This is a genomic window from Pseudorhodoferax sp. LjRoot39 (assembly GCF_964253035.1).
GTDB lineage: Bacteria > Pseudomonadota > Gammaproteobacteria > Burkholderiales > Burkholderiaceae_C > Pseudorhodoferax.
Window position 1 is genome coordinate 2,033,206 of record NZ_CAXUQL020000001.1, and the last position, 25,815, is coordinate 2,059,020.

General features: G+C 68.9%; 29 protein-coding genes. 20 read left to right on the forward strand and 9 right to left on the reverse strand.

From position 1 onward, the window contains the following. Positions 1 to 20 precede the first annotated feature (20 nt). The 3 genes from ACSQ4M_RS09645 to kdsA all read left to right on the forward strand — a co-directional run bounded on the left by ACSQ4M_RS09645 (position 21) and on the right by kdsA (position 3,138). Positions 21 to 1,181 carry a mandelate racemase/muconate lactonizing enzyme family protein gene (locus ACSQ4M_RS09645; protein ID WP_436189350.1) on the forward strand — a complete coding sequence of 387 codons (1,161 nt, stop codon included), beginning with the start codon at positions 21 to 23 and terminating at the stop codon, positions 1,179 to 1,181. A 25-nt stretch (positions 1,182 to 1,206) separates the two neighbouring features. Beyond that, the gene (locus ACSQ4M_RS09650; protein ID WP_436189351.1) at positions 1,207 to 2,214 is read left to right on the forward strand and encodes a TRAP transporter substrate-binding protein; all 1,008 of its coding nucleotides are present in this window, start codon (positions 1,207 to 1,209) and stop codon (positions 2,212 to 2,214) included. Between the two features lie 81 nt (positions 2,215 to 2,295). After that, positions 2,296 to 3,138, forward strand: coding sequence for a 3-deoxy-8-phosphooctulonate synthase (gene kdsA / locus ACSQ4M_RS09655; protein ID WP_436189352.1), 843 nt, complete (start codon positions 2,296 to 2,298; stop codon positions 3,136 to 3,138). Between the two features lie 15 nt (positions 3,139 to 3,153). On the opposite strand, the gene ACSQ4M_RS09660 is transcribed toward kdsA, so the two are convergent. Beyond that, on the reverse strand, positions 3,154 to 3,693 hold the full coding sequence (locus ACSQ4M_RS09660) for a TetR/AcrR family transcriptional regulator (protein ID WP_436189353.1): 540 nt from the start codon (positions 3,691 to 3,693) through the stop codon (positions 3,154 to 3,156). A gap of 75 nt (positions 3,694 to 3,768) precedes the next feature. Between ACSQ4M_RS09660 and ACSQ4M_RS09665 the strand changes: the two genes are divergently transcribed. The 10 genes from ACSQ4M_RS09665 to ACSQ4M_RS09710 all read left to right on the forward strand — a co-directional run bounded on the left by ACSQ4M_RS09665 (position 3,769) and on the right by ACSQ4M_RS09710 (position 11,252). Continuing rightward, positions 3,769 to 4,245, forward strand: coding sequence for a DUF1348 family protein (locus ACSQ4M_RS09665; protein ID WP_436189354.1), 477 nt, complete (start codon positions 3,769 to 3,771; stop codon positions 4,243 to 4,245). Between the two features lie 85 nt (positions 4,246 to 4,330). Further along, positions 4,331 to 4,564 carry a DUF2789 domain-containing protein gene (locus ACSQ4M_RS09670; RefSeq protein ID WP_436189355.1) on the forward strand — a complete coding sequence of 78 codons (234 nt, stop codon included), beginning with the start codon at positions 4,331 to 4,333 and terminating at the stop codon, positions 4,562 to 4,564. Positions 4,565 to 4,608: 44 nt separating this feature from the next. Continuing rightward, the gene (locus tag ACSQ4M_RS09675; protein ID WP_436189356.1) at positions 4,609 to 5,811 is read left to right on the forward strand and encodes a PAS domain S-box protein; all 1,203 of its coding nucleotides are present in this window, start codon (positions 4,609 to 4,611) and stop codon (positions 5,809 to 5,811) included. A gap of 68 nt (positions 5,812 to 5,879) precedes the next feature. Continuing rightward, positions 5,880 to 6,506, forward strand: coding sequence for a response regulator (locus tag ACSQ4M_RS09680; protein WP_436193987.1), 627 nt, complete (start codon positions 5,880 to 5,882; stop codon positions 6,504 to 6,506). 132 nt (positions 6,507 to 6,638) lie between these two features. Beyond that, positions 6,639 to 8,051 (forward strand): CmpA/NrtA family ABC transporter substrate-binding protein, encoded by a 1,413-nt coding sequence (locus tag ACSQ4M_RS09685; protein WP_436189357.1) that lies wholly within the window; start codon positions 6,639 to 6,641, stop codon positions 8,049 to 8,051. Then, the gene (ntrB, locus tag ACSQ4M_RS09690; protein ID WP_436189358.1) at positions 8,048 to 8,905 is read left to right on the forward strand and encodes a nitrate ABC transporter permease; all 858 of its coding nucleotides are present in this window, start codon (positions 8,048 to 8,050) and stop codon (positions 8,903 to 8,905) included. The genes ACSQ4M_RS09685 and ntrB overlap by 4 nt, the downstream gene beginning before the upstream one ends. 52 nt (positions 8,906 to 8,957) lie before the next feature. Further along, positions 8,958 to 9,752: an ABC transporter ATP-binding protein gene (locus ACSQ4M_RS09695; protein ID WP_436189359.1), complete on the forward strand. Its 795-nt coding sequence runs from the start codon at positions 8,958 to 8,960 to the stop codon at positions 9,750 to 9,752. Positions 9,753 to 9,778: 26 nt separating this feature from the next. Then, entirely contained in the window at positions 9,779 to 10,222 is a 444-nt protein-coding gene (gene cynS / locus ACSQ4M_RS09700) for a cyanase (protein ID WP_436189360.1), read from the forward strand. Between the two features lie 191 nt (positions 10,223 to 10,413). Next, positions 10,414 to 10,704 carry a hypothetical protein gene (locus ACSQ4M_RS09705; RefSeq protein WP_436189361.1) on the forward strand — a complete coding sequence of 97 codons (291 nt, stop codon included), beginning with the start codon at positions 10,414 to 10,416 and terminating at the stop codon, positions 10,702 to 10,704. Between the two features lie 215 nt (positions 10,705 to 10,919). After that, entirely contained in the window at positions 10,920 to 11,252 is a 333-nt protein-coding gene (locus tag ACSQ4M_RS09710; protein WP_436189362.1) for a hypothetical protein, read from the forward strand. Between the two features lie 50 nt (positions 11,253 to 11,302). On the opposite strand, the gene ACSQ4M_RS09715 is transcribed toward ACSQ4M_RS09710, so the two are convergent. After that, entirely contained in the window at positions 11,303 to 12,064 is a 762-nt protein-coding gene (locus ACSQ4M_RS09715; protein ID WP_436189363.1) for a class II aldolase/adducin family protein, read from the reverse strand. A gap of 92 nt (positions 12,065 to 12,156) precedes the next feature. Further along, positions 12,157 to 12,801, reverse strand: coding sequence for an FMN-dependent NADH-azoreductase (locus ACSQ4M_RS09720; RefSeq protein WP_436189364.1), 645 nt, complete (start codon positions 12,799 to 12,801; stop codon positions 12,157 to 12,159). Between the two features lie 110 nt (positions 12,802 to 12,911). On the opposite strand from ACSQ4M_RS09720, the gene ACSQ4M_RS09725 reads away from it, so the two are divergent. The 5 genes from ACSQ4M_RS09725 (at position 12,912) to ACSQ4M_RS09745 (ending at position 17,826) form a co-directional block, all read left to right on the forward strand. Further along, on the forward strand, positions 12,912 to 13,805 hold the full coding sequence (locus ACSQ4M_RS09725) for a LysR family transcriptional regulator (RefSeq protein WP_436189365.1): 894 nt from the start codon (positions 12,912 to 12,914) through the stop codon (positions 13,803 to 13,805). A gap of 115 nt (positions 13,806 to 13,920) precedes the next feature. After that, positions 13,921 to 14,937, forward strand: a complete 1,017-nt coding sequence (locus ACSQ4M_RS09730) for a sulfate ABC transporter substrate-binding protein (RefSeq protein WP_436189366.1) — start codon at positions 13,921 to 13,923, stop codon at positions 14,935 to 14,937. 3 nt (positions 14,938 to 14,940) lie between these two features. After that, positions 14,941 to 15,831 (forward strand): sulfate ABC transporter permease subunit CysT, encoded by an 891-nt coding sequence (gene cysT / locus ACSQ4M_RS09735; protein WP_436189367.1) that lies wholly within the window; start codon positions 14,941 to 14,943, stop codon positions 15,829 to 15,831. Between the two features lies 1 nt (position 15,832). After that, complete coding sequence (cysW, locus tag ACSQ4M_RS09740) at positions 15,833 to 16,738, forward strand: sulfate ABC transporter permease subunit CysW (RefSeq protein WP_436189368.1); 906 nt, start codon at positions 15,833 to 15,835, stop codon at positions 16,736 to 16,738. An 8-nt stretch (positions 16,739 to 16,746) separates the two neighbouring features. Beyond that, positions 16,747 to 17,826: a sulfate/molybdate ABC transporter ATP-binding protein gene (locus ACSQ4M_RS09745; RefSeq protein ID WP_436189369.1), complete on the forward strand. Its 1,080-nt coding sequence runs from the start codon at positions 16,747 to 16,749 to the stop codon at positions 17,824 to 17,826. Here the strand turns inward: ACSQ4M_RS09745 and ACSQ4M_RS09750 are convergent, their stop codons facing one another. The 5 genes from ACSQ4M_RS09750 to ACSQ4M_RS09770 all read right to left on the reverse strand — a co-directional run bounded on the left by ACSQ4M_RS09750 (position 17,827) and on the right by ACSQ4M_RS09770 (position 22,680). Next, the gene (locus ACSQ4M_RS09750) at positions 17,827 to 18,600 is read right to left on the reverse strand and encodes a sulfite exporter TauE/SafE family protein (RefSeq protein ID WP_436189370.1); all 774 of its coding nucleotides are present in this window, start codon (positions 18,598 to 18,600) and stop codon (positions 17,827 to 17,829) included. 68 nt (positions 18,601 to 18,668) lie between these two features. Continuing rightward, the gene (locus ACSQ4M_RS09755) at positions 18,669 to 19,565 is read right to left on the reverse strand and encodes a LysR family transcriptional regulator (protein ID WP_436189371.1); all 897 of its coding nucleotides are present in this window, start codon (positions 19,563 to 19,565) and stop codon (positions 18,669 to 18,671) included. A 43-nt stretch (positions 19,566 to 19,608) separates the two neighbouring features. Then, positions 19,609 to 20,352: an OmpW/AlkL family protein gene (locus ACSQ4M_RS09760; RefSeq protein WP_436189372.1), complete on the reverse strand. Its 744-nt coding sequence runs from the start codon at positions 20,350 to 20,352 to the stop codon at positions 19,609 to 19,611. A gap of 87 nt (positions 20,353 to 20,439) precedes the next feature. Then, the gene (locus ACSQ4M_RS09765; RefSeq protein ID WP_436189373.1) at positions 20,440 to 21,477 is read right to left on the reverse strand and encodes a sulfate ABC transporter substrate-binding protein; all 1,038 of its coding nucleotides are present in this window, start codon (positions 21,475 to 21,477) and stop codon (positions 20,440 to 20,442) included. A gap of 114 nt (positions 21,478 to 21,591) precedes the next feature. Then, the gene (locus tag ACSQ4M_RS09770) at positions 21,592 to 22,680 is read right to left on the reverse strand and encodes an HDOD domain-containing protein (protein WP_436189374.1); all 1,089 of its coding nucleotides are present in this window, start codon (positions 22,678 to 22,680) and stop codon (positions 21,592 to 21,594) included. A gap of 136 nt (positions 22,681 to 22,816) precedes the next feature. Here ACSQ4M_RS09770 and ACSQ4M_RS09775 point away from each other — a divergent pair, with 136 nt between their 5' ends. Both ACSQ4M_RS09775 and ACSQ4M_RS09780 read left to right on the forward strand, forming a co-directional pair. Next, positions 22,817 to 23,662, forward strand: a complete 846-nt coding sequence (locus ACSQ4M_RS09775; protein WP_436189375.1) for a PPK2 family polyphosphate kinase — start codon at positions 22,817 to 22,819, stop codon at positions 23,660 to 23,662. After that, the gene (locus ACSQ4M_RS09780; protein WP_436189376.1) at positions 23,659 to 25,092 is read left to right on the forward strand and encodes an MFS transporter; all 1,434 of its coding nucleotides are present in this window, start codon (positions 23,659 to 23,661) and stop codon (positions 25,090 to 25,092) included. Before ACSQ4M_RS09775 ends, ACSQ4M_RS09780 begins: the two co-directional genes overlap by 4 nt. Here ACSQ4M_RS09780 and ACSQ4M_RS09785 read toward each other — a convergent pair whose 3' ends face one another. Beyond that, positions 25,093 to 25,773, reverse strand: a complete 681-nt coding sequence (locus ACSQ4M_RS09785) for a Crp/Fnr family transcriptional regulator (RefSeq protein WP_436189377.1) — start codon at positions 25,771 to 25,773, stop codon at positions 25,093 to 25,095. Positions 25,774 to 25,815: the final 42 nt, after the last annotated feature.

A 25,815-nucleotide genomic window follows, 5' to 3' on the forward strand; every position in this document is an offset into this window, starting at 1 on the left:
CATCCCAACAATCCGCCTCCATGGAGACACCACAAGGTTCGCGCATCGCCCGCATCGACGGCTTCGAAATCGCCTGCACGCTGCCCGAGCCGATCGGCAACGCGATGCGCTTCTTCGACCGGCGCGTCACGCTGCTGGTGCGCCTGACGGATGCGGACGGCCAGGTCGGCTGGGGCGAGACCTGGTCGATGCCGGGCGCGGCGGCCGCCGCCATCCGCAACGGGCTGGCCCAGGCCGTGCTGGCGCAGGCCGACGGCGCGCCGCGCGTGCTGTGGAACGCCATGGGCCAGACCCTCACCTACGACCGGCGCGGCGTGAGCACCATGGCCATGAGCGCCATCGACATCGCGGCCTGGGACCTGGCGGCGCGGCGCGCCAACTTGCCGATCGCACGCCTGCTGGGCGGCGCCGTGCGCCATGACGTGCCGGCCTACGTCAGTGGCCCCTTCCTCAAGCCCGGCAGCGATCCCTACCGCGACTTCGACCGCGACATCGATGGCTATCTGCACGACGGCTTCCAGGCCATGAAGCTGCGGCTGGGCCTGGATGCACGGGCCGAGGGCGCCCTGCTGGCCCGCCTTCGCCAGCGCGTGGGCGACGCCTTCCCGCTGATGGCCGACCTCAACGAGGGCGCCACGGTGCGCTCGGCCATGGTGTTCGCGCAGCATTTCGCGCCCAGCGACCTGGTCTGGCTCGAGGAGCCGATCCGCCACGACAACCTGCCCGGCTATGTGCAACTGGCCAAGGCCCTGCCGATGGCACTGGCCGGTGGCGAGGCACTGCTTGGCGTGACGCCGTTCCGCGACTTCCTGGCGCAGGGCGCACTCGACGTGGTGCAGCCCGACCTGGCGCTGTGCGGCGGCTTCACCGAAGGCCTCAAGATCGCCGCGCTGGCCGATGCCTACGGCGTGCCGCTGGTCCCGCATGTCTGGGGCACGGCCATCAACTTCCACGCGTCGCTGCAGTTCATCGCCGGGCTGCCCGAGCTGCGCGGCCCGGGCCTGCGCTACCCGATGTTCGAGTTCGACCCCTCGCACAACCCGTTCCGCGACATGTGTGGCACCGTGGGCGTGCGGCCCGATGGCCGCATCGCCATCCCCGACGGGCCGGGCCTGGGCATCGAGATCGACACGCGGCAGTTCAGCGACCACATCGTCGACCAATGGACTGTCGTTCCCTGATTCCAAACAAGAGGAGACACGCACCATGAACACCAGAACATTCCTGTCGCTGGCGGCCGCCGCGCTGCTGGGGTGGGCCGCGCCCGCGCTGGCGCAGGAGCCGGTCTCGCTGCGCGTGGCGTATGTGCAGGCGCCCGACCATCCGCACGGCCTGGGCATCCGCAAGTTCGCCGAGCTCGTGCAGCAAAAGAGCGCCAACCGCATCGAGGTGAAAAGCTTCGGCAGCGCCACGTTGGGCGGCGATGTGGCCGTGCTGTCGTCGCTGCGTGGCGGCACCATCGACATGACGGTGGTGATCCCCAGCCTGTTGACCGGCATGGCCAAGGAGTTCGTGCTGCTCGACCTGCCTTTCCTGTTCGGCAACTACGCCGAGGCCGATGCCGTGCTCGACGGCCCGGTCGGCAAGCACCTGTTGGAGTTGCTGCCGGACAAGGGGCTGATCGGCCTGGGCTACTGGGACCACGGTTTCCGCATCGTCACCAACAGCCGCCGCGCCATCACGAAAGTCGAAGACTTCGCGGGCCTGAAGCTGCGCGTGCCGCAGAGCACCATCTTCATCGAGACCTTCACCGCGCTGGGTGCCAACGCCGTGCCCATGCCCATCCCCGAGCTCTACGGCGCCCTGGAGGCCAAGGCCATGGACGGGCAGGAGAACCCCTACGCCGCGGTGGAGGCGCTCAAGCTGCAGGAGGTGCAGAAGTTCGCCTCGGCCACCAACCATGCCTACAACCCGCTGGTGGTGGTGTTCAGCAAGATGAAGTGGGACAAGCTCACGCCTGCCGACCGCAAGATCCTCATGGACGCCGCGGCCGAGGCGGGTACTTACGAACGCAAGGTCTCGCGCGAAGGCAATGACAAGGCGGCCGAAAGCCTGAAAGCCAAGGGCTTGCAACTCAATACCGTGGGCGCAGCCGAGGTGGCACGCATGCGCGAGAAGGTCAGCGCGGTCAACGCCAAGTACGTCAAGGAAGGCGGCGAGAAGCTCGCGGCCGAGATGATGGCGGAGATCGAGAAGGTGCGCGGCAAGCGCTGAGGACAGCCCCGGCAGCGGGGCTGCACGGGCAGGGCATGCGCGTCCGCGCGACAATCGCGCATCGCCTTCCTGATGATCCCCATGATCGACATCACCCCCACCGTCTCCGTCGGCAACGACCGCCCCTTCGTGCTGTTCGGCGGCATCAACGTGCTCGAGTCCCGCGACCTCGCCCTGCGCACCTGTGAAGAGTACGTGCGCGTCACCACCAAGCTGGGCATTCCCTACGTGTTCAAGGCCAGCTTCGACAAGGCCAACCGCTCCTCCATCCACTCCTACCGCGGTCCGGGCCTGGAGGAGGGCATGAAGATCTTCGAGGCGGTCAAGGCGCAGTTCGGCGTGCCCGTCATCACCGACGTGCACGAACCCTGGCAGGCCCAGCCCGTGGCCGAGGTGGTCGACGTGCTGCAGCTGCCGGCCTTCCTGGCACGCCAGACCGATCTGGTCGTCGCGCTGGCCAAGACCGGCCGCGTGGTCAACATCAAGAAGCCGCAGTTCCTGAGCCCGCCGCAGATGCTCAACATCGTCGAGAAGTTCAGGGAGGCCGGCAACGAGCGCATCATCCTGTGCGACCGCGGCACCTGCTTCGGTTACGACAATCTGGTGGTCGACATGCTGGGCTTCGGCGTGATGAAGAAGACCACGGGTGGCCTGCCGCTGATCTTCGACGTGACCCATGCGCTGCAGCAGCGCGACCCCACGGGCGCGGCCTCGGGCGGGCGCCGCACCCAGGTGGTGGACCTCGCGCGCGCCGGCATGGCCGTGGGCCTGGCCGGGCTGTTCCTCGAAGCCCATCCCAACCCCGACCAGGCCAGGTGCGACGGCCCCAGCGCGCTGCCGCTGGACAAGCTCGAACCCTTCCTCGCCCAGGTCAAGGCCATCGACGACCTCGTCAAGTCGTTCGCGCCGCTGCAGATCGACTGAAACCTGCGCGCCGGCTCAGAGCAGCCCGCGCAGCGCGGCCAGCGCGCCGTCCACATCGCCCATCTGCGCGCGCACCACGGCGCCGTCCAACGCCACACCCACGGCCTGCGCGCGCGCCGCACGCTGCGGGCCGGGCGGCAGCAGTTCGGCGATCACCTGTTCCATCTCCTGCTTGTGGCGCCGCGCGGTGTCGGCCGCGCCCTGCACGCTGGCACCCACCTCCACCACGCTGTTGATGAAGGCGCATCCGCGGAACGTCGGCGCGCGGAACCACTCCTCCAGCGCGCCCAGCAGTGGCTGCAGGCCAGCCGCCTGGCCGGCGCCATGGCGGCCCAGCGCGTCGACGAACCAGGCCATCCAGCGTTCGTGCCGGTAGTCCAGGAAGGCGCGCACCAGGTCGTCCTTGGAGGCGAAGTGGCGGTAGAAGGTCAGCTTGGCCACGCCGCTCTCGGCGATCAGCCGGTCCACGCCCGTGGCACGGATGCCGTCGCGGTAGAACAGGTCGTGCGCGGTGGCCAGGATGCGCTCGCGCGCCGAAGGGGTGGTCGTCTCCATGTGGGCATTGTAGACAGGTCTGTCTATCTGCGTTAGCATCAAGGTAGACGAACCTGTCTACTTCAAGGAAGCCCCATGAACGCCGCCGAACAACGCCCGCCGTTGCCCCCCTTCACCGCCGAATCCGCCGCGCAGAAGGTGCGCCTGGCCGAAGACGGCTGGAACTCGCGCGACCCCGACCGCGTGGTGATGGCCTACACCCCGGACACCGTCTGGCGCAACCGCGCCGAGTTCCCGGTCGGGCGTGACCAGGCCCGTGCGCTGCTGCAGCGCAAGTGGGCGCGCGAGCTGGACTACCGGCTCATCAAGGAGTTGTGGGCCTTCCGCGAGAACCGCATCGCCGTGCGCTTCGCCTACGAATGGCACGACGACAGCGGCCACTGGTTCCGCAGCTACGGCAACGAGAACTGGGAATTCGATGCCAATGGCCTCATGGCGCGTCGCTTCGCCAGCATCAACGACATGCCGATCCAGGCAGCGGAACGCAAGTTCCACTGGCCGCTGGGCCGGCGGCCGGACGACCACCCAGGCCTGTCCGATCTCGGCCTCTGACTGGCGTCGGGTCGCTCCACCTTCCTACAGTCCTGGGCGCGCGCCGCGTCGACCATGGGTTCGCACCTTTCGTGAAGGAACAACAATGGACTTGTCGACCCCCACCATGCACGACCTCTTCGCCCAGCTGGGCCTTCCCAGCGACGAGGCTGCGGTGCAGGACTTCATCGCACACCACCGCCCGGTGCCCGAGACGATCGCGTTGCCCGACGCGCCGTTCTGGACCCCTGCGCAGGCCCAGTTCCTGCGCGAGCAATGGCAGCGCGACGCCGAGTGGGCCGAGGTGGTGGACCAGCTCAACCTGGCGCTGCGTCCCTGAGCCGGCGGCAACCGCTGGCACAGCGGTTGCATGCCCCCGGGGCCATGCATGCAGATGCCCTGGACCTGGCCGCTACGGCCGACACCGCCGTCCACCCCCTGTGGCAACAGCAGCTCGGCCTGCTGCTGCAGTCCACCGGTGACGGCATCTTCGGCATCGACCTGGACGGCCGCTGCATGTTCATCAACCGGGTCGGTGCGCGCCTGATCGGCCATGCGCCTGCGGCGCTGCTGGGCCGCAACATGCACGAGGTCACCCACCATTCGCATGCCGACGGCGCGCACTACGCCGACGAGGACTGCCCGATCTTCAACGCCTTCCGCCGCGGCCTGCCCTGCCGGATCGACAGCGAGGTCTTCTGGCGCGCCGACGGCACGGCCTTTCCGGTCGAATATTCCAGCTACCCCATCGTCGACGGCGGCGAGGTGCGCGGCGCCGTCATCACCTTCGTCGACATCACCGAGCGCCGGCGCGCGGCCGACGCGCTGCGCCACGCGCGCGACGAGCTGGAGCAGCGTGTGGCCGAGCGCACGCACGCGCTGTCGCTCGCGCTGCAGCGCCAGCGCGAACTCTCGGCCCACCTGGACACCGTGCGCGAGGAGGAACGTACGCGCATCGCGCGCGAGGTGCACGACGAACTCGGCAGCCTGCTCGTTGCGCTCAAGATGGACGTCAACTGGCTGGACAAGCGGCTTGCGGAGCAACAGGCGCGCAGCGCGCACGAGGCCGAGGCCATGCGCACGCGCATGCGCAGCAAATGCAGCAACATGAGCCGGCTCATCGAATCGGCCGTGGACAACGTGGGCCGCATCATCACCGACCTGCGCCCCAGCATCCTGGACCACCAGGGCCTGTGGGCCGCGCTGGAGTGGCAGGCGCAGGAGTTCGTGGCCGCGGCAGAGCTGCGGCTGCATTGGTGCATGCAGGTGGCCGGCGCGCCCGAGCCCGGCGGCGCGCAGGCCATGGCGGTGTTCCGCATCTTCCAGGAGATGCTGTCCAACGTGGGCCGCCACGCGCATGCGCACACGCTGTCGGTGGATGTGCAGGCTTGCGCGCGGCAGCTGCGCCTGGCCGTGCACGACGACGGCGTGGGCGCGCCCGCCGCGGCCTTCGAGGCGGGCACGGCCTACGGCGTGATGGGCATGCGCGAACGCGCGCGGCACTTCGGCGGGCGGATCGAGATCGCCAGCGTACCGGGGGCGGGCGCCACCTTCAGCTTGCAGATGCCGCTGGGGGCTGCGGCGTGAGCGCCGCCCGGCCGCCCGAAGGCGCTCGCACCGCAGCCGAAGGCGAAGGGACTCCAAGGATTGCCCCCATCCGGGTGTTGCTGGCCGACGACCACCGCATCGTGCGCGAGGGCCTCAAGCAGGTGCTGGCCGATGCGCCCGAGGTCCAGGTCGTCGCCGAGGCCGCCAGCGGCGCCGAGGTGCTGCAGGCCGTGCGCGCCGCCGGCGCGGGGCTGGACCTCGTGCTGCTGGACATCGCCATGCCCCAGGGCGACGGCCTGGACGTGCTGGAGACGCTGCGCCGCGAGTTTCCCGCGCTGCCGGTGCTGATGCTCAGCACCTACCCCGAGCGCCAGTACGCCGTGCGCTGCATCCGCCTGGGCGCGGCCGGCTACCTGCACAAGGGGGCCGACCCCGACGACATGCTGGCGGCCGTGCGCAAGGCCGCTGCCGGCGGCATGTGGGTCAGCGGCGCCACGGCCGAGGCGCTGGCCACGGCCATGGGCCGGCGTGGTGCACGGCCAGGCACGGACGCGCTCTCGCACCGAGAGCACCAGGTGCTGCGCCTGCTCACATCGGGGCACAGCGTGGGCGAAATTGGTGCGCAGCTGGGCCTGGCGGCCAACACGGTCAGCACCTACCGGGCGCGCATCCTCGAGAAGACGGGCACCAAGAACGACGTGGAGCTCACGCTGTACATGCTGGACAGGGGCTGACGGCCGCTGTTGTAGGGCTGGCCCTACACACCGTCGAGATGGCCCCCGCGATCTTGCAGGGCTGGCCGCAGCGGCACGCCGCTTGGCAAAGAGCTTGCACTGCGGCAGGCATCTTTGTCCTGGAGGTGTGCCATGTCCGACTTCGCCGACCCTTACGACGCCGACCGCCCGCTGCGCCTGTCCTGCAGCTGCGGGCGCGACCACAGCGCCGCCGAGCATGCGGCCGAGGCAGCCGTCGAGGCCACGGCCGCCAGCGCCGCGCGCGAACTGCGCGAGCGCGCGCGCCGACCCGACGTGCAGGCGCGCTCCAACGCCTTCGTCGAGGCGGCGCTGGTCAAGGCGCTGTTCCCGCACGATGCCCTGCGCCGGCGCTTCATCCGTGCCGTGGGCAAGGGCACGGCCATGGCCGCCATCGGCAGCCTGCTGCCCATCGCCAGCCTGCAGGCCATGGCCCAGGAGAAGGGTGCGCTGGAGAAGAAGGACCTCAAGATCGGCTTCATCCCGATCACCTGCGCCACGCCGCTGATCATGGCGCACCCGCTGGGCTTCTACCAGAAACAGGGCCTCAACGTGGAGGTGGTCAAGACGGCGGGCTGGGCCCTGATCCGCGACAAGATGCTCAACAGGGAGTACGACGCCACGCACTTCCTCTCCCCGATGCCGCTGGCCATCTCGCTGGGCGTGGGCAGCAATGCCACGCCCATGAACGTGGCCACCATCCAGAACACCAACGGCCAGGCCATCACGCTGGCCAACAAGCACAAGGACAAGCGCGATCCCAAGCTCTGGAAGGGCTTCAAATTCGCCGTGCCCTTCGAGTTCAGCATGCACAACTTCCTGCTGCGCTACTACGTGGCCGAGCATGGGCTGAACCCCGATACCGACATCCAGATCCGCGTGGTGCCGCCGCCCGAGATGGTGGCCAACCTGCGCGCCGGCAACATCGACGGCTACCTGGGACCGGACCCGTTCAACCAGCGTGCGGTGTTCGAGGAGATCGGCTTCCTGCACCTGCTGACCCGGGACCTGTGGGACGGCCACCCCTGCTGCGCCTTCGGCACCAGCACGGCCTTCATCCAGCAGAACCCCAACACCTTCGCCGCGCTGTACCGCGCCGTGCTCACCGCCTCTGCCATGGCGCGCGAGGCCAAGAACCGCGAGCTCATCGCCAAGGTGATCGCGCCGGCCCAGTACCTGAACCAGCCCGAGACGGTGATCGCCCAGGTGCTGACGGGCCGCTTCGCCGACGGCCTCGGCAAGATCCAGACCGTGCCCAACCGCGCCGACTTCGACCCCATTCCCTGGCAGAGCATGGCGGTCTGGATGCTCACGCAGATGCAGCGCTGGGGCTACATCAAGGGCGAGATGGACTACAAGCAGATCGCCGAGCGCGTGTTCCTGCTGACCGACGCGAAGAAGCAGATGGCGGCGCTGGACCAGAAGGCGCCCGAGGGCGCCTACCCGAAGTTCAGGATCATGGGCAGGGAGTTCGACGCGGACAAGGCAGCGGCCTATGCCAAGAGCTTCGCGATCGGCAAGGCATGAGCAGCCTGAACCTGCGGGCGGCGCTGCTGTCGGTGCTGGTCTTCCTGGCCTTGCTGGGTATCTGGCACTTGGCGACCACGGGCGGCGCCGCCGCCGGCAGCACGGCCGGCATGACCGCCGAGGAGATCGAGTACGCCAAACTGACCGGCAAGGATCCGGGCGCGGCGCGCAGCGGCGGCTTTCCCACGCTGGCGCAGATGGGCGCCACGGTCTGGGGCCACCTGTCCAACCCGTTCTACGACAACGGGCCCAACGACAAGGGCATCGCGATCCAGCTCGGGCATTCGCTGGGCCGCGTGGCGCTGGGCTTTCTGCTGGCCTGCGCGGTGGCGGTTCCGCTGGGCTTCGTGATCGGCATGTCGCCGCTCGTGCACCGCGCGCTCGATCCCTTCATCCAGGTCCTCAAGCCCATCAGCCCGCTGGCCTGGATGCCGCTGGCGCTCTACACCATCAAGGACTCGGCGATCAGCGGCATCTTCGTGATCTTCATCTGCTCGGTCTGGCCGATGCTGGTGAACACCGCCTTCGGCGTGGCCTCGGTGCGGCGCGACTGGCTCAACGTGGCCAGCACGCTGGAGGTGCGGCCGCTGCGCAAGGCCTTCCAGGTGATCCTGCCGGCGGCGGCTCCCACCATCCTCACCGGCATGCGCATCAGCATGGGCATCGCCTGGCTCGTGATCGTGGCGGCCGAGATGCTGGTGGGCGGCACCGGCATCGGCTACTTCGTCTGGAACGAGTGGAACAACCTGTCGCTGACCAATGTGATCTTCGCCATCCTCCTGATCGGCGTGGTCGGCATGCTGCTGGACCTGGCGTTCGGCCGGCTGCAGAAGGCGGTGACCTATGTGGAGTGAGGTGCCAGCGCGCGGTGCGGCGCTGCGCGCCGACGAACGAAAGGCCCCGGCCGTGGACGCTTTCCTGAAGATCGAGGGCCTGGCCAAGGCCTTCGTGCCGGCCCGGCCGGTGTTCGCCGATGTCTCGTTCGCGCTCGCCCGGGGTGAGTTCGTCTGCATCATCGGCCACAGCGGCTGCGGCAAGACCACCATCCTGAATGTGCTGGCCGGGCTGGACCGGGCCAGCGCCGGCCATGTGTTCATGGACGGCCGCGAACTCGTGGGCCCCAGCCTGGAGCGCGGCGTGGTGTTCCAGGGCCATGCCTTGATGCCCTGGCTCACCGTGCGCCAGAACATCGCCTTTGCGGCGAGGTCGCGCTGGCCCGGCTGGAAGCGCGACCAAATCGACGCCCATGTGCAGAAGTTCGTGGCCATGGTCGGCCTGCTGCCGGCCATCGACAAGAAGCCCAGCCAACTGTCCGGCGGCATGAAGCAGCGCGTGGGCATCGCGCGCGCGTTCTCCATCCAGCCCAAGATGCTGCTGCTCGACGAGCCCTTCGGCGCGCTCGATGCACTGACGCGCGGCTCCATCCAGGACGAGCTGCTGGCCATCGTGCGGCAGACCCAGCAGACCGTCTTCATGATCACGCACGACGTGGACGAGGCCATCCTGCTGGCCGACCGCATCCTCTTGATGCACAACGGTGCCGACACACCCGGTGGCTACAAGCCCGGCGGCATCGCCGAGGTGGTGGCCAACCCGCTGCCGCGCGAGCGCACGCGTGCAGGCCTGCACCACCTGGACGGCTACTACGAGCTGCGCAACCACATCGTCGATTTCCTCGTCACCCGCGCCCTGGCGCACTGAGTTTTCACAGCACGGAGTACACCGCAATGAACCGCCTCGAAGTCACCGAAAAAATCATCACCGCCAAGGTCGCCAAGGGCATCCAATGGGCCGACGTGGCCAAGAAGGTCGGCCAGTCCAAGGAATGGACCACGGCGCTGTGCCTGGGCCAGATGACGGCCACGGCCGAGCAGGCCAAGGCAGTCGGCAAGATCTTCGGCCTCACGACCGAGGAGCAGAAATGGCTGCAGGTCGTGCCGTACAAGGGCTCGCTGCCCACGGCCGTGCCGACCGATCCGCTGATCTACCGCTGGTACGAGATCGTCAATGTCTATGGCACCACGATCAAGGAGCTGATCCACGAGGAGTTCGGCGACGGCATCATGAGCGCGATCGATTTCTCCATGGACATCGTGCGCCAGCCCGATCCCAAGGGCGACCGCGTCAACGTCGTCCTATCCGGCAAATTCCTGCCGTACAAGACCTACTAGCAAGAGGTGTTGCTGTCGTCAGACTTGTAAATGAAATGTTGCAATTACGCCGCAAAGCTCGGTTATCGTGTAGAACTTCTGTGCACGGGGCCCCTGGTTTCGGCACGGAAGTAGACCTTTCAATCACCCAGAGATCTGGAAAGACAGTAATGAAAAAAGTAGTTCTCACGCTCGGCGTCGCCTTGGCGCAAATGTTTGCCGTCGGTGCTTTCGCACAAGGTGAGGCTGGCACCTCCAAGGCCCCGCCGCCGGCCAAGAAGGCTTCGCCGGAGGAGCGCGCGGCTGCGCGCGCTGAGCGCAAGGCTGCAGGCGCCGCGGCCATCAAGGACCAACCTCCGGGCGAAGTGGGTGCCGTTAAGAAGGCGGCTCCGGCGACCAAGGTGTCGGCCGAAGAGAAGGCTGCAGCACGTGCCAACCGCAAGGCCGAAGGCGCTGCCGCGATCAAGCAGGCGCCTCCCGGCGAGGTCGGCCCGACCAAGTAAGCCGGTGCGCCGGGGCGGCCCTGCCGCCCTGGTGCTGCAGGCTGGCGACGCACCGGCGCCTACCGCGCTGGGCGCCGGCTTCCTACGTCCCGACGCGCCTGCGGACGGGGCCATGCTGGCGGGTCACTGGATACGGTGGGGTCTCGCGGTGCTGGAGTGGCCATGGGCCCCTGCACGGCGAGTCGTGCAACCATCCAGAGACTTGAAAGCCAGCCATGAAGAAAACAGTTCTTTCCCTCGGCATCGCCGTGGCCCAAATGTTCGCCGTAGGCGCCTTCGCGCAGGGCGAAGTCGGCGGCGTGAAGAAGCCGCCGCCGGCCACCCCGGCATCGCCACAGGAAAAGGCGGCCGCCAAGGCCGAGCGCAAGGCCGAGGGTGCCGAGGCTGTGCGGCAGAACAAGGACGGTGAAGTCGGCCGGGTGAAGGCGCCACCGTCCGCTGCCAAGGCCACGCCCGAGGACAAGGCCGCGGCGCGCGCCAAGCGCAAGGCCGAGGGCGCTGAGGCGATCAAGACCCAGCCTCCAGGGGAAGTCGGCCCGACCAAGTGAGCGGCCTGCGTCCGGCTTCGTGAAGCCGGCTGCTCGGGCGGCGTCGTCGATCAGCTCTTGTAGCTCGGGTCGATCCGGTCGAGCTTGCGCAACAGCGAGGGCCAGACGAAGCGCCCACCCAGGCCACCGGTCTGCACGCGGGAAGCGTGGCCCACGCCCTCGACGATGCGTGGGTCCACCTGCACCAGTTCACCGCCACCGGATTGCGCAGCGATCTGGATCTGGCAGGTGTTCTCGAAGGTGTACATGGACAGGAAAGCGTCCGCGATGCTCGCGCCCACCGTCAGCAGGCCGTGGTTGCGCAGCATCAGGAAGTTGGCTTCGCCCAGATCGGCCTGCAGCCGCGCCTTCTCGTCGTCGCGGATCGCCACGCCTTCGTAGTCGTGGTAGGCCAATGAGGCCAGCACGAAGGTCGATTGCTGGCTGATCGGCAGCACGCCACCCTTTTGTGCACTGACTGCGATGCCGGCGCGCGTGTGCGTGTGCAGCACGCACTGGGCGTTGTCGCGCACGGCGTGGATCGCGCTGTGGATCACGAAGCCGGCCGGGTTCACGGGATGGGGCGACTCGATCAGCTTGTTGCAGGCCTGGTCGACCTTCACCAGATTGGAGGCCGTGATCTCGTCGAACATCAGCCCATAGGGGTTGATCAGGAAATGGTGCTCGGGGCCCGGGATGCGGGCACTGATGTGCGTGAACACCAGGTCGCTCCAGCCGTACAGCGCCACCAGGCGGTAGCAGGCGGCCAGATCGGTGCGCAGCTGCCATTCCTCGGCGCTGACCTGGGCACGCAGGTCTTGGGGGGCGTTCATCGGTGCGTCTCCATGTTGTGAGGTGGAGACACCAATGTAGGCGCTGGCGCGCCGGGGCGTTGTCCGGCGCCGGACAACGCCTGCCTGCAAACTCAGGCGCTGACCGCCTGCTCTGCCGGCACCTTCACCAGCGCGGCAGCGATGTCCGCCTCGCCCTGGCTCAGCGCGGCGGCACGCTGCTCAGGGCCGTAGGCCACGCCCTCGGCGCGCACGAAGCGCACGTCGGTGATGCCGAAGAAGCCGAACACGGTCTGCAGGTAGCTTTCCTGGTGTTCCAGTGCGCGGCCCTGCTCGCTGGTCGAGTAAATGCCGCCGCGGCCCGAGACCACGATCACGGTCTTGCCCTTGGCCAGGCCTTCCGGGCCGGCTGCGGTGTAGCGGAAGGCGCGGCCGGGCACGGCCAGGCGATCGATCCAGGCCTTGAGCTGGGTCGGGATCGAGAAGTTGTACAGCGGCGCGCCGACCACGATGACGTCCGACGCCAGGAATTGGGCCAGGTAGCGCTCTGTGGCGATGTTTTCGGCGCGCTGCGCTTCGTTGACTTTTGTCAGGTCCAGGCCGAGCTTGAAGCTCAGGGCGTCTGCACCGAAGTGGGCCGGTGCTTCTGCGGCCAGGTCCAGGTACTGCACCTGGGTGCCGGGGTGGGTGGCGCGCCAGGCGGCGACGGTGCTGGCGGTCAGCTGGCGGGTGACGGAGGCGTCACCGAGGACGCTGGAGTCGATGTGCAGGAGTTGCATGGCAGGGCTTTCAACAAAAAGGACGATGGATTGATTGTGCTGGTGGATGTAGTCATCGATAAGATGGCTGGATTGAAATTGATCGTCCTGATATTGGAATCAATCGAGCCATGCAAGACCTCAACGACATGCTGTTCTTCGCCGAAGTCGCCGAACGCGGCAGCTTCGCCGCCGCGGGCCGTGCGCTGGGCTTGCCCAAGTCGCGGCTGTCGCGCCGCGTGGCCGAGCTGGAGGACCGGCTGGGCGTGCGTCTGTTGCACCGCAGTACCCGCAAGCTCTCGCTGACCGAGGTCGGCGCGCTGTATTTGCAGCACTGCCTGGCCATGCGCAGCGAGGCGCAGGCCGCGGGCGAGGTGGTGCGGCGCCTGTCGGTGGAGCCGCGCGGCACGGTGCGCGTGACCTGCCCTGTCACGCTGGCGCAATCGGTCGTGGGGGCTTTGATGCCGGCCTTCCTCCTGGCCCATCCCCAGGTGCGCGTGGAGATGGAGGTCAGCAACCGCGTGGTCGATCCCGTGGAGGAGGGTGTGGACGTGGCCCTGCGTGTGCGCCTCAGCGTGCAGGACAGCGCCAGCCTGGTCGTCAAGCAGCTGGGCCGCTCGCAGTCGGTGCTGGTCGCCAGTCCCGCGCTGCTGGCGCGCCAGGGCCGGCCGCTGCGGCCGCAGGACTTGCAGCAGCTCGATTCCATGGCCATGTCGGCCGCGGACGGGCGGGCCGGCATCCAGCTGCACGGGCCCGACGGCGCCGAGTTCCTGTGGCAGCACCATCCGCGCTACGTGGCCGACGACCTGGAAACCCTGCTGCGCGCCGCCGTCGATGGCGTCGGCCTGGCGTTGCTGCCAGGCTACATGTGCCGCGAGGCGCTCCACGCCGACCGGCTGGTCGAGGTGCTGGAAGGATGGTCGCCGCCGCACGGCATCGTCCACGCCGTGTTCGCCTCACGGCGCGGCCTGGTGCCCGCCGTGCGGGCCTTCCTGGACCATCTGGAGACGGGCGATTTCCACTGATCCGGTGACATCCGGCAACGCCTTATAAGTTTTCGGATGAAAGCAAAGAAAAAAACAATAGTTTGCGCATAGCGTCGCGGTTCTGACAATGCGCCCTTCGCTCAGGGATTCCGTCATGACCACCAAGTTCTTCTCCGGCCGCACGGCCCGCTCCGTCCTGGCCGCCGCACTGTTCGTGGCCGCCACAGCCGCCTCGGCCCAGACCCAGACGCTGCTCAACGTCTCCTACGACGTGGCGCGCGAGTTCTACAAGGACATCAACGCCGCCTTCGTGCCCTACTACAAGAAGACCACGGGCAAGGACATCAAGGTCGACCAGGCCCACGGCGGCTCCAGCGCCCAGGCGCGCGCCGTCAACGACGGCCTGGACGCCGACGTGGTGACCTTCAACACCACCACCGACATCGAATTCCTGGCCGGCAACGGCATCGTCGCCAAGGACTGGGCCAAGCGCTTCCCGAACGATGCTTCGCCGACCACCTCGACCATGCTGTTCCTGGTGCGCAACGGCAACCCCAAGGGCATCAAGGACTGGGACGACCTCATCAAGCCCGGCGTGCAGGTCGTGGTCGTGAACCCCAAGACCGGCGGCAACGGCCGCTACGCGTATCTCGCGGCCTGGGGCTATGTGCGCGAGAACGGCGGCACCGACGCGCAGGCGGCCGAGTTCGTCAAGAAGCTCTACGCCAACGTGCCCGTGCTGGGCAAGGGCGGCCGCGACGCGACCAGCATCTTCCTGCAGCGCAACACCGGCGACGTGCTGATCACGTTCGAATCCGAAGTCATCTCGGTCGAGCGCGAATTCGGCAAGGGCAAGGTCGACGCGATCCACCCGTCCACCAGCATCGTGGCCGAAAACCCGGTGGCCGTGGTCGAGCGCACCGTGGCCAAGAAGGGCACGGGCGACGCGGCCAAGGCTTACCTGAACTTCCTGTACACCGACGAAGCCCAGGAGATCGCCGCCCAGCATGCGCTGCGCCCGCGTTCGGCCGCCGTGCTCAAGAAGCACGCGGATCTGTTCAAGCCGATCAAGCAGTACACCGTGGCCAAGTACTTCGGTTCGCTGGGCGAGGCGCAAAAGGTGCACTTCAACGACGGCGGCCAGTTCGACAAGCTCTACACCGTCAAGTAAGCGATGAGCGCCACGACCTCCACCGCGGCGCTGGCCGGGCCCGCGCCCGGGGCGGCCGTGCCGCGCCGAAAAGGCGGCAAACGCGTGCTGCCCGGCTTCAACATCACGCTGGGCTACACGCTGCTGTACCTGAGCCTGGTCGTGCTGATCCCGTTGGCGGCGCTGTTCGCCAAGACGCTCACGCTCACCTGGCCGCAGTTCTGGGAGGCCGTGAGCTCGCCGCGCGTGCTGGCCTCCTACCGGCTGACCTTCGGCGCGTCCTTCCTCGCGGCCTGCGTCAACACCGTGTTCGGCCTGCTCGTGGCCTGGGTGCTGGTGCGCTACGAGTTCTTCGGCAAAAGAATAGTCGACGCGCTGGTGGACCTGCCCTTCGCGCTGCCCACGGCCGTTGCCGGCATCTCGCTCACCGCGCTGCTGGCCGGCAACGGCTGGGTCGGCCAGTACCTGGAGCCGCTGGGCATCAAGCTCGCGTTCACGCCCAACGGCGTGGTCATCGCGCTGATCTTCATCGGCCTGCCCTTCGTGGTGCGCACCGTGCAGCCCGTGCTCGAGGACACCGAGAAGGAACTCGAAGAGGCCGCCATGTGCCTGGGCGCCACGCGCTGGCAGACCTTCACCAAGGTGATCTTTCCGGCCATCGCGCCAGCCCTGCTGACCGGCTTCGCCATGGCCTTCGCACGCGCGATCGGCGAGTACGGCTCGGTCATCTTCATCGCCGGCAACATGCCCATGGTTTCCGAAATCACGCCGCTGATCATCATCGGCAAGCTGGAGCAGTACGACTACGCCGGCGCAACCGCCGTGGCCGTGGTGATGCTGCTGTTCTCGTTCGTCATGCTGCTGGTCATCAACGGCCTGCAGGCCTGGCAGCGCAAGCGGTCGGGGGGAGTCTGAGATGGCCGCCATCGACGTGACCCGCAAGCACATCACGACCACCGAGACCCCCTGGGTCCGGCGCACGCTGATCGGCATCGCGCTGCTGTTCCTCGCGCTGTTTCTGGCGCTGCCGCTCGCGGCGGTGTTCACCGAGGCGCTGCGCAAGGGCCTGGACGCCTACCTCGAAGCGCTCAAGGAGCCCGACGCCTGGGCCGCGATCCGGCTCACGCTGATCACGGCCGCCATCGCCGTGCCGCTGAACCTGGTGTTCGGCGTCTGCGCGGCCTGGTGCATCGCCAAGTACGAGTTCCGCGGCAAGGCCTTCCTGACCACGCTGGTGGACCTGCCATTCTCGGTCTCGCCCGTGGTGGCCGGCCTGATCTACGTGCTGGTGTTCGGCGCGCACGGCTGGTTCGGGCCGTGGCTGGCGGAGCACGACATCAAGATCATCTTCGCCATTCCCGGCATCGTGCTGGCCACGGTGTTCGTGACCTTCCCGTTCATCGCGCGCGAGCTGATCCCGCTGATGCAGGCGCAGGGCAACGAGGAGGAGCAGGCCGCCATCGTGCTGGGCGCCACCGGCTGGCAGACCTTCTGGCATGTGACGCTGCCCAACATCAAGTGGGGCCTGCTGTACGGCGTGATCCTGTGCAATGCGCGCGCCATGGGCGAGTTCGGCGCGGTGTCGGTGGTGTCGGGCCACATCCGCGGCCAGACCAACACCATGCCGCTGCACGTGGAGATCCTCTACAACGAATACCAGAGCGTGGCGGCCTTCGCCGTGGCCTCGCTGCTGGCCTTGCTGGCGCTGGTCACGCTGGCGATCAAGAGCTGGATCGAATGGCGGCACGAGCGCGAGCGCAGCGCGCTCGCCGACCTGCCGCCCGAGCGGCCCCAAGCCGCTGCCACCGCCGCTGCAACCTGAGAGACACCATGAGCATCGAAATCCGCAACGTCAGCAAGCAGTTCGGCAGCTTCCGCGCCCTGGACAACGTGAGCCTGGACATCGGCTCCGGCGAACTCGTCGCGCTGCTCGGCCCTTCGGGATGCGGCAAGACCACGCTCTTGCGCATCATCGCCGGGCTGGAGAGCGGCGACGCCGGCAGCATCCTATTCGCGGGCGAGGACACCACCGACGTGCATGTGCGCGAGCGCCAGGTCGGCTTCGTGTTCCAGCACTACGCGCTGTTCCGCCACATGACGGTGTTCGACAACGTGGCCTTCGGCCTGCGCATGAAGCCGCGCGGCCAGCGCCCGTCGGAGGCGCAGATCAAGGCCAAGGTACTCGAACTCCTGGGCCTGGTGCAGCTGGACTGGCTGGCCGACCGCTTCCCGGCGCAGCTGTCGGGTGGCCAGCGCCAGCGCATCGCACTGGCGCGCGCGCTGGCGGTGGAACCCAAGGTGCTGCTGCTCGACGAGCCCTTCGGCGCGCTGGATGCCAAGGTGCGCAAGGAGCTGCGCCGCTGGCTGCGCCGCCTGCACGACGACCTGCACGTGACCAGCATCTTCGTGACCCACGACCAGGAAGAGGCGCTGGAAGTGGCTGACCGCGTCGTCGTCATGAACAAGGGCCGGATCGAGCAGATCGGCACGCCGCAGCAGGTCTGGGAGCACCCGGCCAGCCCCTTCGTCTATGGCTTCCTGGGCGACGTGAACCTGTTCCACGGCCGCGCGCACGAGGGCGAGCTGCTGGTGCAGGGCATGGCCATCGACGCGCCCGAGCACGCAGGCGCCAGCGACGCCAAGGCCTTCGCCTATGTGCGGCCGCACGACATCGAGGTCGAGCGCTATTCGCCGGGCGCCACGGGCATCGTGGCGCAGCTGTCCCGCGCGCTGGTGGTCGGGCCCATCGCGCGGCTGGAGCTCACGCCGCAGGACGGCAACGACGCGCAGATCATCGAGGCGCAGCTGACGGCGGCGGAGTTCAAGGCGCGGGGCTTTCGCGAAGGCGAGACGCTGGTGGTCACGCCGCGCCGCGCCAAGGTGTTCGTGGACCACGGCGCGGGTGTCTGATCAGGCCGTGGCCCAGCGCCACACCAGCGCGAGGCCGGAGCACAGCACCATGGCGTTGACGATGCGCAGGAACTGCGCACGCGGCAGCGACAGCGTGATGCGCCGGCCGAGCGCCGTGCCGAGCAGCATGGCTGGCACCAAGGCCAGTGCAAGCCACAGTGTGGCGCGCTGCGCGTAAACGCCTGCCAGCGCGAACAGCACGACGCGCGTGAGCGTGGACAGGCCGATCAGCGTGGACTGCGTGACGCGCATGCGCTCGGCGCTGTCCAGCCGTCCGTTCAGGTAGATCGCGTAGAGGAAGCCGCCGCTGCCGAACAGGGCCGAGAACACGCCACCGACCAGGCCGAAGGGCAGGGCCGCGCGCGGCGTGAGCCGCCGGGCCGGCTTGAAGCCGCTCAGCGCGTAGAGCGCATAACCGACCGCGAACAGGCCCAGCGCGAGCAGCAAGGCCTGCGGCTGCCCACGCAGCAGGATGGCGGCGCCGACCAGGCTGCCCACGGCCATCAGCGGCACCAGGCGCCGCAGTTCGGCCAGGTCGGCCGCGCGCCGGTCGCGCGCCACGTTCACGCCCGCGGCAGCGCAGTCCAGCAGGGCCAGCAGTGGCACGATGGTCGCCACCGGAACGAAGTGCGCAAGCACGGGTCCGGCCACCAGCGCGGTGCCGAAGCCCGCGAGCCCGAACACGACGTAGGCCAGGGCCACACCCAGGCCCACGGCCAGCAGTTGGACTGGTGGCAGCGGCAGGCTGGCGGCAAGCGAAGCAAGAGATTCCATGGCGTGCGAATCTAGCCATGCCGGGCCGCGCCGGCCAATACAGCTTGCGGCGCGCGCGTATCTCGAAATCAGATGGGCGCGCAGGCCGCCAGCAGGTCCGTGGCGAAGCGCTGCACGAGCGCGGGCGCACCCTCGCGCCACAGCGCCAGCACGCCGCTCGTGCAGCCCGGCTCCGCCAGCGGCAGCACGCGCACGCCCGCCGGCGCCAGCGCGCCCATGGACGCCGGCACGATGGCGATGCCCATGCCGCCCTGCACCAGCGACAGCTGCGCCCATTTGCGCGAGCGCACTGCCGCGGGCAATGGCGCGAAGCCGTGCGCGCGGCACAGTTCGGCCACGGCATGGCCCAGGCCTCCGCGCTCGGGGTGCGGCGTGGCGACGAAGCGTTCGCCGCGCAGGGAATCCATGTGCACCTGGGTCTGGGCCGCCAGCGCATGGCCGGGCGGCACGGCCAGCACCAGGGGTTCCTCGTACAGCGTCGCGTAGTGCAGCGCGGCGCGCCTACGCAGGATGGGCGCACGCGCCAGGCCCAGGTCGGCACGGCCCTCGGCAATGTCCAGCGCCTGCTGCTCGGACGAGGCCTGCGCGATCTCGATGGCCACGCCCGGGTGCTGCGCCGTGTGTTGCGCCAGCAGCGCCAGCAGGGCCGGTGTGAACGGCACCGAGCTCGAATGCAGCAGTTGCAGCGTGCCATCGGTACCGCGCTGGGCATGCGTGGCGCGCGCCATCGCGTCGGTCAGTGCCCCCAGGATCTTTTGCGCATCGGCGTACAGCGAACGGCCGGCCGGCGTCATCTGCAGGCCGCGCGCGTCGCGGTCGAGCAGCGGCACCTGCAGGGCCAGCTCCATCTCGCGCACCTGCCGGCTCAGTGCCGACTGGGCGATGAACAGCCGCTCGGCCGCCTGGCTGAAGCTGCCCGCATCGACGATCTCCACGAAGTAGCGCAGTTGGCGGTGCGTGAGCATGGCAGGCATGCTGCCATGGAAATCGCGCACCCCGCGCCGGTGCTCAGAACTTGTAGGTCAGGTAGGCGAACGGCACCACGGGGTTCAGCGTGAGTCCGCTCTGCGCTGTGGCGACGGCATTGCCGTTGGCGTAGGTGGTGAGCTTGGCCTTGGTCTTCATGCGTACGTAGGAGACCGACAGCGTGAGGCCGAGGCGGTCGGTGAACGCGTAGGTTGCGCCCAACGCGAACACCGGGCCGAAGCGGCTGTCGATCTTGGCGCGCGTGCTCGAAGCGCCGGCGGGCAGGCCCAGCGCACCACCCAGCGTGTTCTGCAGTCCGCCGGTCAGCTGCACATCGGAGAAATGCGCGTAGGTCACGCCGAGGCCGGCGGCCAGCCGCCACTTGTCGCTGGGCTGGCCGAAGAAGTACTTGGCCAGCAGCGAGGGGCCATACAGCCGCGCCGAGCCCAGTTCGCCGATGCCCGCCAGCGAGCCCTCACCCTGGAGCTTGAGCCGCGGCGGAATGCCGAACACGCCTTCCACGGCCCAGTTGTCGGTCAGGAAGTAATGGGCGTTCAGGCCCAGCGTGTCCGCGTAGTCCAGGCTGGAGCCCGAGCCGGGCACCTCGCGTTCCACGGGCGATGTCAGGCGCAGCGGGGTGCTTTTGTCGCGCGGCGCGTAGCGCAGCCAGCCGGCGCCGAGCACGATGTCGCCGGCCTTCTGCGCCCATGCGCCGCTGCATGCGAAAAGGGCCAGCGCCGCGGTGGCGATGGCCCTCAGAACCGTGGGTGGGGTGGAACTCTGCACGTCCTGGTCTCCTGAGTCGGTCAATGCAGGCCAGCATAGGCCTGCGCTGCGCGCCTGTCGACCCGGGGCGCAGGCCCCTGCATTTTGTTACTTGGCCGTGTAGATCTGGTCGAAGCTGCCACCGTCGGCGAAGTGCGCCTTGTCGGCCTTGGCCCAGCCGCCGAAGGCCTGGTCGATCGTGAACAGGTTCAGCTTGGGGAACTGCGCCGCGTACTTGGTCTTGGCCTTGTCCGACACCGCAGGGCGGTAGAAGTGCTTGCCAGCGATGTCCTGGCCTTCTTCGGAGTACAGGAACTTGAGGTATTCCTCCGCCACGGCGCGCGTGCCCTTCTTGTCGACGTTCTTGTCGACGACGGCCACCGCGGGTTCGGCCAGGATGCTCAGCGAGGGCGCGACCACGTCGAACTTGGCGCCGAATTCCTTGTCGAGCAGGTAGGCCTCGTTCTCCCAGGCGATCAGCACGTCGCCCTGGGCGCGCTGCGCGAAGGTGATGGTGGAGCCGCGCGCACCGGTGTCCAGCACGGGCACGTTGCGGTAGAGCGCAGCCACGAACTCCTTGGCCTTGGCGTCGCTGCCGCCGTTCTTGCGCTTGGCGTATTCCCAGGCCGCCAGGTAGTTCCAGCGCGCGCCGCCCGAGGTCTTGGGGTTGGGTGTGATCACACTGACGCCGGGTTTGACGAGGTCGTCCCAGTCCTTGATGCCCTTGGGGTTGCCCTTGCGCACGGCGAAGACGATGGTCGAGGTGTAGGGCGAGGCGTTGTGCGGCAGGCGCTTTTGCCAGTCTGCCGCGAGCCAGGCGCCGTTCTTGACCAGCGCGTCGGTGTCGCCGGCCAGGGCCAGCGTGGCCACGTCGGCGTCCAGGCCATCGATGATGGAGCGGGCCTGCTTGCCCGAGCCGCCATGCGATTGCTTGATGGTCACGTCCTGGCCGGTCTTGGCTTTCCAGTGCGCGGCGAAGGCCTTGTTGTAGTCCACGTACAGCTCGCGCGTGGGGTCGTAGGAGACGTTGAGCAGCGTGACCGGAGCCGGCTGGGCTTGGGCGGCCACCGGGGCCAGCGTGGCACCCAGGGACAGGGCCAGCGTGGCGCTGGAGAGGTGGCTCAGGAGATAGCGGCGCGTGGGCATGGAGGACTTTCGCTGGAATCGTTGCAGATGCCGCGATTCTCAAAGTCCACCCTTCAAACAGGAACGATTGAATTGTCCCTAACTTATTCCTCTGCCATCTAAAGAGACGCCGGGTCAGGCCAGCACGCGCGCCATCTCGGGTTCGCGCAGCGCGTCGCCGACGGCCGCCAGCACCGGCGCCGGCAGCAGCGGGCGCAGCACCTGCAGGTCGTCGTGCGGGTCTTGCTCGGGCGCGTAGTCCTGCAGCGCGGTGAGCTGCCGGCGCGCGATGCGCTCGGCCAGGCTGGCGCACAGCGCGGCCAGGGCCAGCCGCGCGGCCTGGGCCGGCAAGGGTGGCACGGCGAAGGCGATGCGTGCGATGGCGCGGGTGGGCGCCTCCATGGCGGCGGGCAGGCCCCAGTCCTGCAGCAGCAGCGAGCCGATCTCGCCGGCCGACAGGCCCAGGCGCTGTTGCTCGGCCAGCGCGCGCGCCTGCAGCGCGGCGGGCGGGGGCGCGGAGGAGGCCTCGGCCTGCGTGTGCAGCAGCGTGACCGCGGCGAAGCGGCCCAGGAAGTGCAGCACCAGCTGGGTGCTCATGCCCGCGGCATCGGGCAGCTGCAGCCGCTTGGCCAGCACCAGGCTCAGTTCGCTGGCGATGGCGCTGCTGCTCCACAGGATGTCGAACTCCTGGCGCAGCGCCGGGTTGGGCGCCGGCATGGCTTCGCGCAGCAGGTGCTGCAGGCACAGGTTGCGCACCGTGTTCAGGCCCAGGAAGGTGATGGCCTGGCCGACGCTGGTGACCGGGTTGCGCAGGCCGTACAGCGGCGCGTTGACGGCGGCCATCACTCGCGCAGCCACCACGGGCTCGGTCATCACCAGTTCGGCCAGCTCGCTGGACGAGGCCCGCGCCACGAACTCGGGCGCGACCAGCTGGTGCAGCGCGCGCGGCGGCCGCGGCAGCGCGCGCAGTGCTTCCAGCAGCGCCTGCCGGGGCGCCGCGGCCAGGGCCTCGTGCCGTGCGAGCCGGCCATCCTCGGCGAACGCGGTGTCGTCCTGCACCGTCGCGGCCGGCGCCGCGGCGGGGGCGGGCACGGCGGGCCGGGGCGGCGGCGCGGACGGCCGCGCGGCAGCCACCGGTTGCTGCGGGTGCGCACCGCGCCGCAGCAGCCACCAGAGCGCCAGCGCACCGAGCGCCAGCACGAGCACGATCAGGCCTTCGAGCATCGTCCGTCTTTCCGTGTTGTCTGCCCTGCTGCGCCGGAAGTGGCTGCGGCAAGCGCACAAATGTAACCACCGGCCAGCCCGGCGCGCGCGGCGGCGCTGCGCTGCAGACCGGGCTGGCCGCTGCTATCGTCGCCGCATGAATGCACCCTCCAACGGCGGGCCCAGCGCCCGCAAGCTCGCCGCGCTGACGCACAGCAATCCCAAGGCCCGCTTCCAGCTGGCCGGCATCGACCCCTCGGCCAAGCCCTTCTCCAGCGGCGACAAGGGGCAGGACAAGGCCGCAGTGGAGGCGCTGGCGCTGGAGATCGACGCGCTGCAAAACCTCTTCTATGCCGACAAGCGCTTCAAGCTGCTGGTGGTGTTGCAGGGCATCGACACCAGCGGCAAGGACGGCACCTTGCGCGGCGTGTTCGGCCGCGCGAGCCCGCTGGGCGTGCGCGCCGTGGGCTGGAAGGCGCCGAGCGACGAGGAGAAGGCGCACGACGTGCTCTGGCGCATCCACCGCGAGGTGCCGCGCGCGGGCGACATCGTGGTCTTCAACCGCAGCCACTACGAGGATGTGCTGGTGCCCGTCGTGCATGGCTGGATCACGCCCGAGCAGCAACGCCAGCGCTACGCCCACATCAACGACTTCGAGCGCATGCTCTGCGAGACCGGCACCGTGCTGTGCAAGTTCATGCTGCACATCGGCAAGGACGAGCAGCGCGAGCGCCTGCAGGCACGGCTGGACGACCCGGCCAAGCGCTGGAAATTCCAGCCCGAGGACCTGGCCGTGCGCGCGCAATGGGACGACTACCAGCGCGCCTACCAGGACACCATCGCCGCCACCGGCACGCCCTGGGCACCCTGGACCATCGTGCCGGCCGATTCCAAGACGCACCGCAACCTCATGATCGCCACGCTGCTCAAGCGCAAGCTGGAAAGCCTGCAGCTGCGCTATCCGCCGGACCCGGCAGACCTGCCCACGGGAAAGATCGTGTGAGCGCAGTGGTCGATGCGGCGCCGGTGGGCTGGCGCACGCGGCTGATCCCCGTCGTCGTCGCCTGTCCGCTGTTCCTGCAGAACCTGGACACCTCGGTCATGGCCACCGCGCTGCCCAGCATCGCGCGCGCGCTCGACGTGCAGCCGCTGCGGCTGAACCTGGCCATCACGGCCTACCTGCTGAGCCTGGCGGTGTTCCTGCCGCTGTCGGGCTGGTGTGCCGAGCGCTTCGGCGCGCGCCGCGTGTTCTGCTGGGCCATCGCGCTGTTCGCGCTGGGCTCGGCCCTGTGCGGCATGGCGCAGACGCTGCTCCAGCTGGTGCTGTTCCGCATCCTGCAGGGCATGGGCGGCGCGCTCATGGTGCCGGTGGGCCGGCTGATCCTGCTGCGCAGCGTGCCGGCGGCGCTGATGGTCTCGGCCATGGTCTGGTTCACGGTGCCGCCCACCATCGGGCGCATGCTGGGGCCGCTGTTCGGCGGCGCCATCGTGAGCTTCACGTCCTGGCGCTGGATCTTCTTCGTCAACGTGCCGTTCGGGCTGCTGGGCATCTGGCTGGCGATGCAGTTCCTGCCCGGGCCGCGGCCGGGCGAGCCGGCGCCCGCGCCGCCGCCGTTCGACGGCATCGGTTTCGGCCTGCTGGCGCTGGGGCTTACCGCGGTGCTGGGCACCGTCGAATTCGCCGGCAAGGGCCTGCTGCCCGGCTGGCTGGAGTGGCTGGCGGGTGGCACTGGCGTGGCCGCGCTCGGGCTCTACGTCTGGCGCAGCCGGCGCATCGCGGCGCCGCTGATCGACCTCACGATCCTGCGGCACCCGACCTACCGCGCCTCCATCGTCGGCGGCATGCCGCTGCGCATCGCCATCGGCGCCTCGCCCTTTCTGCTGCCGCTCATGATGCAGCTGGGCTTCGGGCTGTCGCCATTGGAATCGGGCCTGATCACGGTGGCCACGGCGGTCGGCTCGCTGGCCACGCGCGTGGTGGTCACGCGCACCATCGGCTGGCTGGGCTTCAAGCCGCTGCTGCTGGGCACCACGGTGATGACCAGCCTGGCCTACGCGAGCTACAGCCTGTTCACGCCGGCCACGCCGCACCCGCTGATCTTCGTCACGCTGATGCTGGGCGGCCTGGTCAACTCCATGGGCATGGTGGCGCTGCAGACGCTGGGCTACTCGGAGATCCCCAAGCCGCGGATGAGCCACGCCACCACGCTGGCGACCATGGCGCAGCAGCTCTCGCTGTCGCTCGGCGTGCTGTTCGGCGCCGCGCTGCTGGGCCTGGCGGCGCACTGGCGCGGCGGCGATCCGGCGCAGCTGGCGGCGGGCGACTTCGCGCTGGCCTACTGGTGCATCGGCGCCGTGACCATGCTGTCGCTGCTGTGGTTCGTGCGGCTGGACCGCAACGCGGGGGCGGAGCTGCGCGGGCCGGCGGCCTGACTAGGGGTAGCGCGACAGGCCCTGCCGGTCCATCACCACCAGGTGGCCGTAGCCACGGCGGATCAGGCCCGCGGCCTCCAGCTCGGTCAGCGCCGTGTTGACCCGCTGGCGCGACACGCCGACGAGCCAGCCCAGCTCCTCCTGGTTGATGCGCAACGTGGCGTCGGTGTTGGGATACAGCACCGGGTGGAACAGGCCGGAGATGCCACGCGCCACGCGCGCCGTGGGCTCCAGCAGGCGGTCGAACTTCACCATCGCGATGAACTGCCCGAGCCGCTCGTTCAGGTGCGACAGCATGAAGTGGTTGAAGGGGATGCTGCGCTCCAGCAGCCAGCCGAAGGTCTTGCGCGGCAGGTGCACGGTCACGGTGGGCCGCGTGGCCATGATCTCGTACTTGCGCTGCTCCGGCTTGAGCAGCGAGCCTTCGCCGACCCAGCCGCCCGGCGCGACACCGGTGTACATGATCAGCTTGCCCTCCGGCGTCGTGTCCTGCACGCTGAGGAAGCCTTCCATCACGCCGATCCAGCTGTCGGCGATCTCCTCGCGCTGGCAGACATGGGAATGTGCGTCGTGGCAGCGCATGGTCAGTGCCTCGAAGGCCACGCTGCGCTCGGCCTGCGTCAGCGCGCGCGGCCAGCTGCAGCGTTCGAAGAAGGCGGCGAGCTCGCCAGGTGTCGGCATGGGGCGGTGCGCATGCGGCGGTGCCGCGGGTGCGGCACCGCT